This window comes from Methylophilales bacterium (assembly GCA_019823025.1).
In the GTDB taxonomy this organism is placed as follows: Bacteria; Pseudomonadota; Gammaproteobacteria; order Burkholderiales; family Methylophilaceae; genus BACL14.
The window spans coordinates 213,180-226,457 of the sequence record CP081940.1; the positions used below are offsets into that span (position 1 = coordinate 213,180).

Below are 13,278 nucleotides of genomic sequence, written 5' to 3' on the forward strand. Positions count from 1 at the left end.
GGATAAATGAAATAATGAATAAAATTAATTTTCTGTTAATCGCGATAACGAGTCTATTTTTGTTTGGGTGTGCCTCCCAGACGATGACGGGTGATTCCTATTCTGGCAATCAAGCAAGAAAGGCACAGACTTTGAAAATGGGTCAAATTGAAAGCGTCAAGAGTGTTGAGATTAAAGGGCAGAAATCTGGTGTAGGGGCACTTGCTGGAGGCGCTATTGGCGGTATAGCGGCTTCGAATATAGGTAATGGAAGAGGTTCGTTAGTTGCAGCTATCGTAGGTGCTGTAGCAGGAGGTATTGTTGGAGATAAGATTGATGAAAATGTAAATACACTCAATGGCCAAGAGATAACCATCAGGCTTTCAAACGATACTTTAATAGTCGTCACTCAAGAGATTGATAAGAATGTTGGTCCGCTAAGGGCGGGTGATAAGGTAAGAGTACTCACCTCATCCAACGGAACGACGCGAGTACAGCTAGATCAATAAAAAACTTTAAGAAGCGTCAGGCTTTCTTTTTTGAATCTCATCAAGAATAAGCTTACATTCTCCTGAAGTTAATGCACAACCATTTACTCCATCTTCAAAGTTATAACCATCAATCATTAATTCAACGAATTTTTTTACTTCTTCTAGCTCCACATCAAGGAGCGTTGCAATTTCAATAAGCATTGCGGTATGTTCTTCTGTATGCATAATTACCTCACAAATTAATATTAAATCTTTCCTAAATAATACACGGGATTACCCTATTTAGTGAAGCCAAATATTTTAATTTTGATAAAAAAATCCAACAAAAAGTTGACTTTTTAAAATGTAAAAAACTTTATAAAGAACTAATATCCATACTGTTTGAAATCACTTTTTTCGAATGCCTTATCAATCGAATTAACTACTAAAGATTCAAAGGTATTAGGCGCCATATCACCTTCAAAACCCTCTCCTCTGAATACAAAAATTCTTGCTCTAATTAGATCACCAGAGACACTATCGCTAATTCTAGATTCAAACACCATGAAAGGTACTTTGGTATTATTATCCGTAATTTTTTTACCTAAGTTCCAAGCGGCTTTTATGGGTAAGAAGTCAAGCACACCCATCTCTTCCCCTGTTAGATCAGCGTCCCTAAAATTCACTTGCATTCTTATCACATTGGGCTCAGCTGAACTTGCCAATGAATATGATGCTCTAACTTCATCTCTAATCTTTGTTCTCGCCGTATTTTTAATTCTAGTAAGTAGCTCAGCAGTCACCGTACTATCTGCTTTATCTTCAATCGTTATATCATCTAATAATACTGAGTTGTATGAGCTCAGACTAAGGTCTGGGTTGTTATATCCATAAGATCTAAAGTTATCCTCATCGACAAGCAAGGTCCAACAATCAACATTTTTAAATATTGTTGTCTCTGCTAGATCATTGATCACTTTATTTTCGCATGCGAGCGATTGAGATATCATGGTATATGGAAGTACTAAAGCTAATACTAATTTCGTAAATTTCATTTAAACTCCTGTGATAAAAAAAATTATGTTATTTTGCGCAGACAGTTTAAATAAGAATTATTCTCATTACAAGAATTAAATAAGATTTTATTAACAGTGTTTTGAGAATAAATTCTTTTTTCTGTGTATTCCCTTTAAGGCGCCATTAGCCTTATTTTTAAACTCGATTGAATCAAGCATCTCTAAAGTCTTACCAAAAGAATCTATTAGATTGTCGACCATGACAGAATTTATATTGCTTTTGACTACAATTCTAAACATTGTTTTTGAACCATCTTGATCCGTAAAGATAGGTTTGTCTTGCTTTGTAATTGGATCCTCAAAATTCATCTTATAACCACTTACATACCAATTATGTTCTGAAATAGCATGCTGTAAGTCAATGTCATCATATTCAAAATTACATTCGGGGTTAAGCATGGCTGTCACGACAGGCAAGCAATTCTTGTCTCCATCATCAAGAATGATAAATCTCGGCTTACCCTCAAATTTCATTTTTCCTAACCCTTCTCGGATTTTTTGAGCGTGGGTCATCATATGATCACAAATTTTTTGATAGCCCGAAATTCCATACCTTAAAAATTTATAGTATTGGACATAAATCCCACTTGCCGGTCTTGAAAAATTTAAGTTATAAGATTCGCCCATTCCACCTAAGTAGCTGACTGATATGGCTACATGGTCACTTAAATTCTCACGCTGTCGCCATACTACCCAACCAGTCCCGATACAGGATTCTCCAAATTTATGCCCACTTGCTGAGATGGATAATACATTTTTGAGTCTGAAGTCCCAGCCAGGGAGGCTATCTTGAAATGGGGCAATAAAACCACCGGACGCTGCATCAACATGAATTCCTACTTGAAAACCTCGACCTTTATTTATTTTTTCCACGGCATCATTGATCTCCCATACAGGATCGTATTGTCCACCATAATGATTTCCCATAATTGCAATAACACCGATGGTATGATTATCAATGGCACTGCTAATCTCATCAGTATTTAGTTTAAAGTCCTTATAGGAGGGCTGAATAAATTTTGCATCAATATCCATGTACTTAATTAATTTCTCCCAAGCGGCCTGAAAACAGGTCGAAATGACTATGTTAGGTCTCTCCCCGAAGACCTCTTTTTCGCTGAGATTATTTGACTTTGCGTACCACTTACGCCACCTAAATTTTAGTGCCAATCCTGCTAGAAGGCATGCTTCAGTTGAACCCACAGTGCAAGCACCAGGGTAACATCCATAATCATCAAAATCATCAGGTTCAGGACAATGCCATAACTTGGCAATCATGTTGACGCATGTGTCATGTATTTTAAAAGATTGAGGGTAAACCGTTTGATCTGCAATGTTAACTTCCAATCCCTTTAGTGCGAGCTCTTGTTCTTGTGCTTCCAAGCGAACATTTACATATGATGAGGTATTGAGTGCAGGAGCCACATCTAAAAGTATCTCATCCTCAATGAAAGTTTTCACCTGCTCTGCACTACAGCCTTCAGATGGTATTTTATTTCTATCTATAGATACTTTATCTTCTAATGAAGTTGTTTGAGATTCTAGTAAAGCTTTTAATTTACTGACCTCATCTTTAAGTTTATTAATTTCTGATGTCATTTAAAAGCTCCCAATTTTGATTTTTAACTTATTTAAAACAAACTATGGTAAATATAATAATTATGAATTCAAGAGTAAACAAGATTTATTTTTATGTGTATTTATATACGAAATTTTCTTTATTTATTAATAAAATATAGTAGAATTACGCCTTCTGGATGTCCCCATCGTCTAGAGGCCTAGGACACTGCCCTTTCACGGCGGCAACAGGGGTTCGAATCCCCTTGGGGACGCCACTACATCTCTTATATATCCCTTTATTTACTTTAAATTAAACACATTTCTAATATATCTACTTTTTTAAAGTATCACATAAATTATAGGTATCCCCATATAACAATTTGTCCCTTTTTTTAATGTGAGAGAATACTAAAAAGATAAATAAAATATTAATTTAGAACTTAATTTGGTAATGGGGGCGCTAAATATATATAATGTCTCATCGTAAATCTTTAATCTTTTTTGGTAAAAAATGAAAAATAATTATAAAGAAATTAAAAAATGCAGGATTTGTGGTTGCAAGGATTTAGTTGAAGCAATATCTCTAGAACCACAATTTCTATCTCCTACCTTTGTTAAAAGTAATAAAAAAAACCATTTGGCGGAGATAAAAGTTCCAATGACTGTGGTGGTATGTCAAAATGAATCTTGTTCGCTTGTTCAACTCAAAGAATCAACAAATCCGGAATTACTATATACAAATTATTTTTATAGATCCTCTACTAACGATATGATGAAAGAAGATTTGAAAAAAGTAGTGGTTAAATCCCAAGAACAAGTTGAAATAAAAGCTAATGATGTCGTTGTGGATATTGGCGCTAATGATTGTACAATGATTCAATGGTTTCCTGAGGATGCTAAAAGAATTGGTGTCGAACCAGCAAAAAATATTGACTGGACCTCAGTTTCCCCTTCAATCAACATAGTTAATGATTTTTTTCCTTCTTCTAAATTCTCTGAAACTCTTGATGGTAATAAGGTAAAAATTTTTACTTCATGTGCAATGTTTTATGATCTTGATGATCCTAACGCTTTTGTAAAATCAATAAAAGACCATTTACATAAAGACGGAGTTTGGTGTATTCAATTAAGTTATGCGTTATCTATGATTAAAAATAAAAACTTTTATGATATTTGCCATGAGCATCTTGAGTACTACACTTTAAAAACACTTAGATTCTTAATGAGAGAAAATGGCTTACATCTTTATCATGCTGAAGAAAATAGGGTGAATGGTGGAAGTGCATTAGTTTTTATTTCTCATATTGATAAAAAACGACCTAATAGTAAAACTCTACTAAACTTGCTTATAGAAGAAGAATCAATGGGTTTGTATGATGTAAAAGCTTATGAAAATTTTTATAAGAATATGAACCAATTAAAAGATAAAGTTAATAACTATATTTCAGAAGAAAACAAAAAAGGAAATTATGTTCTAGGTTTAGGAGCTTCCACAAAAGGCAATGTTTTGCTTCAATTTTTTGATCTTAATAAAAATAAAATACCTGCAATTAGTGAGCGACAAAAAGAAAAAATTGGACTTAAAACACTTGGTAGTGACATTGATCTGATTTCTGAAGAAGAAGCCCATAAAAGAAACCCGAGTTGTATGTTAGTCCTGCCTTGGTATTTTAAAGAAGAAATAATTAAAAGAGAAAAGGAATATTTACTTAATGGTGGTGCGCTTCTGTTCCCTATGCCTTATGTTCATTTGATTACGAATGATGGCGAAATAAAGTTATAAGTTATTATAAATGAATGAATACAAAAGAATTTTAGTCACCGGTGGATCGGGTTTTATCGGGAGAGCAATTAGTAAGTTACGTCCTAATTGGATCTATATGTCCTCTGCAGACTGTGACATAACGAAACAAGATTGTTTGCAAGAATATCTTAGGCAAACTAAACCTGAGGCAATTATACATTTAGCCGCGCGAGTTGGAGGTATCGGAGACAGTCACCATAATCAAGCAGAATTCCTTTATCTTAATAACCTCATAAATACAAACTTAATTCACCAGGCATATAAAGCAGGGATAAAAAGAGTTTTATCCTGTTTAAGTACATGTTGTTTCCCGGATACCTCTAAATATTACCCAATGAAAGAGGCTGACCTACTAAAGGGGGAGCCTCAAAAATCGAACTACGGGTATGCCTTTGCAAAAAGAATGCTTTACCTGCAAAGCAAGTATTATTCAGAATGTTACAAGGTTAATTTTAATACATTTTCACCATCAAATATATATGGTGAAAATAACAATTCTGATGATGGAAAGTCACATTTTATTTCTAGTTTAGTAAAGAAATTTGCTAAAGCATCGGATGGTGATGAAATTACATTCTGGGGAACTGGAAAGCCATTAAGGCAACATCTTTATGTAAATGATCTTGCCGAAATTATTATCTTGCTCCTAGCTAAACATAATAATGATCTTCCGGTAATTGTAGCCCCAAATGAAAACTTATCAATTAAACAGCATATAGAATTAATGAAAGAGATATCTAATAAAAAACTTATAATTAAATTTAATGGAGAGCTTGATGGTCAGTTCAGAAAAGACGGGTCCAATGAAGAGCTTTTAAAGCTCATAGGAGAATATAATTTTACCAATTTAAGGGATGGGTTAATAAAAACATATAATTGGTATCAAAAAAAATTAGTATAGAAGTTTAACTTAAAATAGGTTGCTTGAATATATAGTATGATTGAGCAAATTAAAAACCTTTGAATTTAAAAAATAAATAAAACATAATTCCTAACAGGATGATTGGGATAGAAGTGATAATAGATTCTTTGGGTGTCTTAAATATTTCAAATATTGAACGTCGATAAAAAAAAATGATCATCCCTATGAGGATAAATATGCCTATTAATTGAAACCTAGAATAATCCATATTTTTAAATTAAAAAAATGTACTCATATAAGAATACCCAAAGCAAATCTGTCGAATAAAATTTATTTTTTAATTGCTGATTTAATTTGCTCGTTAGTATCAGAAATAATTTGAAAGGCAGCTAACTCAAACATTGGTAAAGCAGCTAGCAAATGGTCAAAGATATCACTCTGAATGTTTTCATAATTGATCCAGTTAGTATCATTTGTAAATACATAAATTTCAATAGGAATGCCACATTGACCAGGTTGGAGCTGTCGAATCAAAAAAGTTAAGTCGTTTCTAATATGCTCACTTTCAGTTAAATAGTTATAAATATATTTTCGAAATAACCCAACATTTGTTAATGCCCTTCCATTTAAGCCTTCACTTTTTGCATTAACTTTTGCATTTTGAGAATTAATTTCTTCTGTTTTATCCTTGATATACTTTGTCAAAGTCGTTACTTTTGATAGTTTATCTAATAGAGCCTCGTCACAAAATTTAATAGTTTTAATGTCAATATTAATAGCCCGCTTAATTCTTCTACCCTTTGTTTCTTCCATACCACGCCAATTTTGAACGCCATTAGTTATAAGCGCTGACGTAGGAATAGTAGTTACCGTCTTGTCAAAATTTCTAATTTTCACCGTATTCAATGAGACATCTTCTACATCACCATCGACCTTTAAGTTACTAATTGTGATCCAATCACCTACCCTTACCATGTCATAAGAAGCTACTTGCACACTGGCAACAAATCCTAAAATAGTATCTTTAAAAACCAGAATTATGATTGCAGACGCTGCGCCTAAGCCAGTTAGGAAAGCCATGGGTGATTTATCGAGCATCATTGAGACAATCAATACAGCCGCAGTTGCAACAATAATGATCTTGACTAATTGAATATAACCCTTAATAGATGGCTGATGTGGTCTCTTAAATTGTTGATAAATTTTATTTAATACATTAAGAAGACCTAAAAGAAGCCAGATAATAGCTAACGTAGCATAGATAACGCCACCATCCTCTAGCCAAGTAACGGATTCGTTAAGCCATGAGATACTTGAGTCATCTGTAGTCATCATCTCAGCTGAAGAATAAATTACAATTGCAGCTACTAAATGCGCCAGGTTCTCAAAAGGCCTGTATTCCTTAAAAGCCTCTGGGATATATTTTTCTTTTGAGAGAATTGTTTGTCTTAAATACTTTATGACTAAATTTTTGGTTACATAGTGAGCAAAAAAAGCCATACTAAAAATAATTAAAGTAAGCGTAAGAACAGAAACCGCGGCTGTTAACTCAAAATTTAAACCCAAAAAATGATAAAAGCTGATAACTTCATCTAACATTGATAAAACCTTTTTATATATATTTAATCACAAAAATTTAATCTATAAATTATACTTAAATTTGATAAATAAAATTTAAATAGTAAATCTGAGAAGTGCTATTTGCCTTATAATTAATAACTTGATTTATAAAATCTTTAACAATAATAACTCATAACTTATAAGGCATAAATGAAAAAAAATATTTTAAAACAAATATTTCTCGTCTTATCTTTAACACTAACTGCCAATTTATATTCTCAAGAAAATATTAATTGGTCTGGTCCATTTGTTGGGGTTGATGTCGGCTATACATGGACTAATGATAAAAAAAATAATGCCTCGCGAGATGGGTTTTCTTACCATGCTGAAAATAAAGATAATGGAGGATTGATTGGGATAAACACTGGTTACAATTTCATGCTCAATGAAAAATGGTTGTTAGGCTTTATAGGTGAATATAAAACATATGATGCACAAGATAGTGATGTTGATTTAAAAGACGGAGTCCCTGATGACGTTACAACAGTATCTGCAGTTGATCAAAAAGTGTCATTACTGGCAAAACTTGGATACCTGATAGATAGTAAAACACTTTTTTTTATCACAGGAGGTTTCGCAACAGCCCAGATGTCACGTCATTATGATGAAGTAACGCCAAATAGAAGCGAAAAACATAAAGATTGGCAAAATGGTTGGAGCATTGGATTCGGTAGTGCGTATAATTTCCATGAGAATCTTAGTGCGAACTTAGAATATCGTTATACAGATCTTAGAACAAATGACATTAATATTGCTATGTGGAATAACGCACCTCAACCGCAAAAAGTCAGTCAAGATGAAGTAACTTTTGGCATCACTTACCATTTTTAAGAAAAGATTATCGTTAAAATGAACTAGATTTCATTATCACGAACAAAGAATTATGATTAAAAAACTTATCAAACTATCTGAAAGCCAACTTTTTCCTGATTGCCTTATTAGATTTGGAATTAGGCAACTATTAAAAAAGAGGATAGTTTCACTCGTCGGGCAAGATACAGAAATTAACCATTGGCATAAAATGAATTTTATAGAGGCAATGAATAAATCAACCATTGCGCTTGTTCCAGAATTGGCTAACGAACAGCATTATGAAGTGCCCTCTAAATTTTATGATTTTTGTTTAGGAAAACAAAAGAAATATAGCTCTTGTTATTGGACCGATAAAACAAAAAATTTAAATCAATCTGAGAGTGAGGCGCTTGAATTAACCGCAAGCCATGCAAACCTTAAAGACGGCCAACTAATTCTAGAACTCGGTTGTGGTTGGGGTTCGTTGACGCTGTGGATGGCCAAAAAATATCCAAAAAGTAAGATTACAGCTGTTTCAAATTCAAAATCTCAAAAATTATATATATTGAATGAAGCGAAAAAAAGGAAGTTAAAAAATATCAAAGTAATCACCGAGGATATGAATATATTTAACACAAAAGAAAAGTTTGATCGGGTAATTTCAGTTGAAATGATTGAGCATATGAGGAACCATAAAAAGCTTTTTAAAAATATTGCAAGCTGGTTAAAGGCCAAGGGAATGTTCTTTATGCACATATTTGTCCATCAATCACAGCCCTATTTATTTGAAGTCGAAGAGGATGATGACTGGATGAGCCAATACTTTTTCTCTGGCGGAATGATGCCATCAAAGGACCTCCCCCTTTACTTCCAAGATCAGATGAAACTCATATCACAATGGGACTGGCCTGGAACTCATTATGAAAAAACAGCCAATGCGTGGCTAGAAAACCTAGATAAAAATAAAACTCGTGTATTGCCTATACTAAAAGAAACTTATGGAGAAAAGGATGGAGAGATGTGGCTTCAAAGATGGCGAATCTTTTTTATGGCCTGTGCCGAATTATGGGGATTCAAGGGAGGTTCGGAGTGGCGGGTTGGACATTATCTGTTTAGAAAATGATCTTTAAAATAATAAATTTTGTTTTATTCCAAGCTGGGTGGTTTATCGGTGTTTTAGGGGCCTCCTATAATCAAACTTATCTCGCCTTAACACTATCAACAGTTATTTTATTGGTACATTTTGCTATTATAAAAAATCGGATTTTAGAGCTTAAACTAATCATCATCGCTGGTTTTATAGGACTTTTATTTGATGGTGCGCTATTGAACTTTGACCTAATTATTTATAATGACCCAGGTTTACCCTACCCCCTTACCCCCATATGGATTGTAATGCTCTGGATGTTTTTTGCGATGACCCTGAACCATAGCCTAGTATGGCTCAGCCAAAAAATTTATCTATCTATTCTTTTTGGGGCCTTAGGTGGACCATTGGCTTATATTGCAGGAGAAAAATTAGGTGCAATCACATTGTTAAGTGCAAACTCAATTATTACATTAAGTATCGGGTGGGCATTTATTACCCCTGTCTTGTTAATCATTGCAAATAAACTGAATAGAAATGCTTGATCTATACATAACGACGCTCATTTATTTCCTTTCATTCGGCTTTATTGGTTGGATTCTGAGCTTAATATTAAAAAATGTGACTCATGTCGATAGTATGTGGGCCCTATTTCCCCTCCTAGGAACATTTGTATGTATGCAAACACTGCCATTAAACCTGATGCAGACTCTTTTTTTCTGTTTAATATTTTTGTGGTCTCTAAGATTATTCGCCTACCTAACTAAAAGGAACTGGGGAAAAGCAGAGGACAGCAGATACCAAGTCATAAGAAAAAATAATGAGCCACTATTTAAGTACAAAAGTTTATACATCATTTTTTGGCTTCAAGCCTTCATGGCATCCATCCTTATGCTATCGATCATCCCTATTTTCATAAACGATATAACGATAAACACATTGAGCGTAATTGGATTTCTACTCGCCTTCTTTGGGCTTGCTTATGAGTCTATTGCTGATTGGCAGCTTTCGAATTTCCTCAAAAGTAAGAAAGGGAGTGTTATGAATCAGGGTCTCTGGCGTTACTCAAGACATCCGAATTATTTTGGTGAATTTTTAGTTTGGTGGGGTATTTACCTAATTTCATTTAATAGTATATTTTCTGTCACTTTGCTATCCCCCATCCTAATGACTCTGCTATTATTAAAAGTATCAGGTGCGGAACTATTAGAGAGCACAATCGTCAATAGAAGACAGGGTTATGCAGAATATATAAAACAAACACCTATGTTTTTTCCTTGGTTTAGAAAACGATAGATTTAAAAAATAATTAACTTTAAGTATTAAACTTTAATGACTGTTATAAAACACTTTTTTTTAATTTTACTTCTGACTGGCTGTGCTATGAAATCTACACAAATTAAAACAGTTGATGAGGTCGATATCAATCGATTTATGGGTGATTGGTATGTCCTTGCCCACATACCTTCCTACGTTGAAAAAAATGCTTTTAACGCAGTAGAGTCTTATAAGTTAAATGAAGATGGATCTATAGCAACAACATTTACATTTAACGAGGGATCGCTAGATGGTCCTGTAAAGACATACCACCCAAAAGGCTTTGTTATCCCAGGAACAAATAATGCTATTTGGGGGATGCAATTTATATGGCCGATCAAAGCTCAATATAAAATTGCTTATTTGGACGATGATTACAAAATAACAATCGTTGCTAGAGATAAATTAGATTACGTGTGGTTAATGGCAAGAACCAAGACCCTTCCACACGACCAAATGATTAAATTTAGAGATATGATCGAGGGAATGGGCTATAGCTTGGAAAACTACAGGGAAATTGAACAAGAATGAGGCTTATAAATTATTTCTTAGGTCTTTTTGATAACACCATTGTTGAGAACAAGTATCAAAAATCAATTTTAAAAGAATATGAGGTCGATTGGTTAAGAGTAATTCCTTTTATACTGATTCATTTAGCCATCTTTACAGTTTTCCTAGTGGGCTTTAGCTACACAGCCCTTTTAGTGTTTTTATTGATGTATAGCATTAGGATGTTTGCTATCACAGGGTTTTATCACCGTTATTTCTCTCACAAAGCCTTCAAGACGAGTCGAATAATGCAATTTATTTTTGCGATCATAGGTGCATCGGCTGTTCAGCGAGGACCAATTTGGTGGGCTGCTCATCATCGTGGCCATCATGTGCATTCAGATACCGAACAAGATAAACACTCTCCAAAGTCACATGGTTTTTTTTGGAGTCACATGGGGTGGTTCTTATCTAAGGCAAACTTTTTAACCCACCAAAAGTTCGTCAAAGAATTGATCCGATTTCCTGAGTTAAGACTTATAGATAGATTCGATATACTAATTCCAATTTTGACTTGTGTTGGCCTCTTCTTTTTAGGTCAGCATCTAGGATCAAAATACCCACAATTGTTGACGAATGGATGGCAGCTGGTCGTTTGGGGCTTTATCCTATCAACAGTATTGCTTTATCACACCACCTTCTTAGTCAACTCAGTTGCCCATATTTGGGGCAAAAGACGATATAAAACAAAGGACTCAAGTAAGAATAATATGTTTATTGCATTTTTAACTTTTGGTGAAGGTTGGCATAACAACCATCATCATTTTCCAGGCTCAGCCAACCAGGGTTTTTATTGGTGGGAAATAGATATTACTTATTACATTTTAAAAATTATGTCTTTTTTTGGTTTGATATGGGATATCAGAAAAGTCTCCCCTGCTATTCGCGAATCTAATAAGATAAACGCAAAGTAGACTCGCTAATCGATGAAAGTTGCAGTGATTGGCTCAGGTATATCAGGTAACACCCTCGCCTACCTACTGAATAAAAATCACGATGTAACTCTTTACGAGAAAGATAAACGAATCGGCGGTCACTCTCACACGCATGAAATTGTCTTAAACAATAAAAAAGTAAATGTTGATACCGGGTTCATTGTATTTAACAAAAAAACTTATCCTTTGTTTACGTCATTGCTTGATAACCTCGGAGTAAAATATGAGAATAGCAATATGAGCTTTAGTGTTTTTTCAAAAGAAAATAATTTTGAATACAATGGCACCACGCTCAATAGCTTATTCTCTCAAAGAAGAAATTTACTAAATCCGAAATTTCTAAAAATGATATTCGAGATTCTTAGATTTAACAAAGAGTCTATTAAGCTAAAATCAAAAACCATTCTACTCAAGCAATACTTAAAAAATAACAATTACTCTTCTTATTTCTGCAAAAACTATATTCTTCCCATGGGCGCAGCAATTTGGTCATCAGATATAAACACCATCCTGAATTTTCCTGCACATTTTTTTATTGATTTCTTTAAAAATCATGGAATGCTTTCAGTCACTAATCGGCCTCAATGGTTAACAATTAAGGGTGGCTCCCAGGAGTATGTTAAAAAATTAACCCGAGGTTTTAAAAATAAAATTAGATTGAATAGTAAGATTAAGAATATAGTCCGATATAAAAGTTATGTTGTAATTGAGGATAATAAAAGTAAAGAAAAGTTTGATTATGTCTTTTTTGCGTGTCATAGCGATGAGGCGCTTGAGATTTTAAAAAAACCTACTGCCGATGAGGTTAAAATATTAAGTGCGTTGCCATACCAAAAAAATGACATCATACTTCACACCGATAGCAGCATCATGCCTCAAAAAAAGCTATCTTGGGCCGCTTGGAACTATAATATAGATAGCTCAGATGATTCACCCATTACACTTACCTATAATATGAATATTTTACAAAATATTAAAACTAAAGAGCCGCTCTTGGTCACCTTAAATCCAAAGCTACCTATCTCAAAAGGTAAAGTAATCAAAAAATTACAATACACTCACCCGAAGTTTTCGAAATACAGCGTCAGCGCTCAGCTGAAGAATAAAATCATTTCAGGTAAGAATCGAACTTTTTACTCAGGTGCATACTGGGGAAAGGGTTTTCATGAAGATGGGGTTAAAAGTGCTTACGAAGCAGTAAAAATTTTTGAAGACGTCATCAAGTGA

14 protein-coding genes and 1 tRNA gene are annotated in these 13,278 nt (G+C 33.9%); 11 read left to right on the forward strand and 4 right to left on the reverse strand.

The window, feature by feature from the left end; all coding sequences use genetic code 11:
* Positions 1-14 precede the first annotated feature (14 nt).
* A complete protein-coding gene (locus K6112_01155) occupies positions 15-488 on the forward strand; it encodes a glycine zipper 2TM domain-containing protein (GenBank protein QZP17993.1) in 474 nt (157 codons plus the stop codon).
* A gap of 6 nt (positions 489-494) precedes the next feature.
* On the opposite strand, the gene K6112_01160 is transcribed toward K6112_01155, so the two are convergent.
* The 3 genes from K6112_01160 to K6112_01170 all read right to left on the reverse strand — a co-directional run bounded on the left by K6112_01160 (position 495) and on the right by K6112_01170 (position 3,124).
* Positions 495-695 carry a hypothetical protein gene (locus tag K6112_01160; protein QZP17994.1) on the reverse strand — a complete coding sequence of 67 codons (201 nt, stop codon included), beginning with the start codon at positions 693-695 and terminating at the stop codon, positions 495-497.
* A 140-nt stretch (positions 696-835) separates the two neighbouring features.
* Positions 836-1,504: a DUF3313 domain-containing protein gene (locus K6112_01165; protein ID QZP17995.1), complete on the reverse strand. Its 669-nt coding sequence runs from the start codon at positions 1,502-1,504 to the stop codon at positions 836-838.
* Positions 1,505-1,594: 90 nt separating this feature from the next.
* On the reverse strand, positions 1,595-3,124 hold the full coding sequence (locus K6112_01170; protein QZP17996.1) for a hypothetical protein: 1,530 nt from the start codon (positions 3,122-3,124) through the stop codon (positions 1,595-1,597).
* 160 nt (positions 3,125-3,284) lie between these two features.
* Here K6112_01170 and K6112_01175 point away from each other — a divergent pair.
* From K6112_01175 to K6112_01185, 3 genes are all read left to right on the forward strand, one after another.
* A tRNA-Glu gene (locus K6112_01175) sits at positions 3,285-3,360 on the forward strand.
* 236 nt (positions 3,361-3,596) lie between these two features.
* The gene (locus K6112_01180) at positions 3,597-4,868 is read left to right on the forward strand and encodes a class I SAM-dependent methyltransferase (protein QZP17997.1); all 1,272 of its coding nucleotides are present in this window, start codon (positions 3,597-3,599) and stop codon (positions 4,866-4,868) included.
* Positions 4,869-4,878: 10 nt separating this feature from the next.
* On the forward strand, positions 4,879-5,790 hold the full coding sequence (locus K6112_01185; protein ID QZP17998.1) for an NAD-dependent epimerase/dehydratase family protein: 912 nt from the start codon (positions 4,879-4,881) through the stop codon (positions 5,788-5,790).
* 291 nt (positions 5,791-6,081) lie between these two features.
* Here the strand turns inward: K6112_01185 and K6112_01190 are convergent, their stop codons facing one another.
* Positions 6,082-7,350, reverse strand: coding sequence for a mechanosensitive ion channel family protein (locus K6112_01190; GenBank protein ID QZP17999.1), 1,269 nt, complete (start codon positions 7,348-7,350; stop codon positions 6,082-6,084).
* Positions 7,351-7,521: 171 nt separating this feature from the next.
* Here K6112_01190 and K6112_01195 point away from each other — a divergent pair, with 171 nt between their 5' ends.
* Genes K6112_01195 through K6112_01225 form a run of 7 tightly spaced genes read left to right on the forward strand, consistent with a single transcriptional unit; the run spans position 7,522 to position 13,278 of the window.
* On the forward strand, positions 7,522-8,202 hold the full coding sequence (locus tag K6112_01195) for an outer membrane beta-barrel protein (GenBank protein QZP18000.1): 681 nt from the start codon (positions 7,522-7,524) through the stop codon (positions 8,200-8,202).
* A 52-nt stretch (positions 8,203-8,254) separates the two neighbouring features.
* Positions 8,255-9,286: a cyclopropane-fatty-acyl-phospholipid synthase family protein gene (locus K6112_01200; protein ID QZP18001.1), complete on the forward strand. Its 1,032-nt coding sequence runs from the start codon at positions 8,255-8,257 to the stop codon at positions 9,284-9,286.
* Positions 9,283-9,795 carry a DUF2878 domain-containing protein gene (locus K6112_01205; GenBank protein QZP18002.1) on the forward strand — a complete coding sequence of 171 codons (513 nt, stop codon included), beginning with the start codon at positions 9,283-9,285 and terminating at the stop codon, positions 9,793-9,795. Before K6112_01200 ends, K6112_01205 begins: the two co-directional genes overlap by 4 nt.
* Positions 9,788-10,546: a DUF1295 domain-containing protein gene (locus K6112_01210; protein ID QZP18003.1), complete on the forward strand. Its 759-nt coding sequence runs from the start codon at positions 9,788-9,790 to the stop codon at positions 10,544-10,546. Before K6112_01205 ends, K6112_01210 begins: the two co-directional genes overlap by 8 nt.
* Before the next feature lie 36 nt (positions 10,547-10,582).
* On the forward strand, positions 10,583-11,098 hold the full coding sequence (locus tag K6112_01215) for a lipocalin family protein (GenBank protein QZP18004.1): 516 nt from the start codon (positions 10,583-10,585) through the stop codon (positions 11,096-11,098).
* Entirely contained in the window at positions 11,095-12,030 is a 936-nt protein-coding gene (locus K6112_01220) for an acyl-CoA desaturase (protein QZP18005.1), read from the forward strand. The genes K6112_01215 and K6112_01220 overlap by 4 nt, the downstream gene beginning before the upstream one ends.
* Before the next feature lie 12 nt (positions 12,031-12,042).
* On the forward strand, positions 12,043-13,278 hold the full coding sequence (locus K6112_01225) for an FAD-dependent oxidoreductase (GenBank protein QZP18006.1): 1,236 nt from the start codon (positions 12,043-12,045) through the stop codon (positions 13,276-13,278).

Excerpts from the sequence above, each read along its gene's own strand:
- K6112_01205 (QZP18002.1), top strand. The coding sequence starts at position 9,283 with ATGATCTTTAAAATAATAAATTTTGTTTTATTCCAAGCTGGGTGGTTT.
- K6112_01190 (QZP17999.1), bottom strand. The coding sequence starts at position 7,350 with ATGTTAGATGAAGTTATCAGCTTTTATCATTTTTTGGGTTTAAATTTT.
- K6112_01170 (QZP17996.1), bottom strand. The coding sequence starts at position 3,124 with ATGACATCAGAAATTAATAAACTTAAAGATGAGGTCAGTAAATTAAAA.
- K6112_01160 (QZP17994.1), bottom strand. The coding sequence starts at position 695 with ATGCATACAGAAGAACATACCGCAATGCTTATTGAAATTGCAACGCTC.
- K6112_01220 (QZP18005.1), top strand. The coding sequence starts at position 11,095 with ATGAGGCTTATAAATTATTTCTTAGGTCTTTTTGATAACACCATTGTT.
- K6112_01155 (QZP17993.1), top strand. The coding sequence starts at position 15 with ATGAATAAAATTAATTTTCTGTTAATCGCGATAACGAGTCTATTTTTG.
- K6112_01165 (QZP17995.1), bottom strand. The coding sequence starts at position 1,504 with ATGAAATTTACGAAATTAGTATTAGCTTTAGTACTTCCATATACCATG.
- K6112_01210 (QZP18003.1), top strand. The coding sequence starts at position 9,788 with ATGCTTGATCTATACATAACGACGCTCATTTATTTCCTTTCATTCGGC.
- K6112_01225 (QZP18006.1), top strand. The coding sequence starts at position 12,043 with ATGAAAGTTGCAGTGATTGGCTCAGGTATATCAGGTAACACCCTCGCC.
- K6112_01180 (QZP17997.1), top strand. The coding sequence starts at position 3,597 with ATGAAAAATAATTATAAAGAAATTAAAAAATGCAGGATTTGTGGTTGC.
- K6112_01200 (QZP18001.1), top strand. The coding sequence starts at position 8,255 with ATGATTAAAAAACTTATCAAACTATCTGAAAGCCAACTTTTTCCTGAT.
- K6112_01215 (QZP18004.1), top strand. The coding sequence starts at position 10,583 with ATGACTGTTATAAAACACTTTTTTTTAATTTTACTTCTGACTGGCTGT.
- K6112_01195 (QZP18000.1), top strand. The coding sequence starts at position 7,522 with ATGAAAAAAAATATTTTAAAACAAATATTTCTCGTCTTATCTTTAACA.
- K6112_01185 (QZP17998.1), top strand. The coding sequence starts at position 4,879 with ATGAATGAATACAAAAGAATTTTAGTCACCGGTGGATCGGGTTTTATC.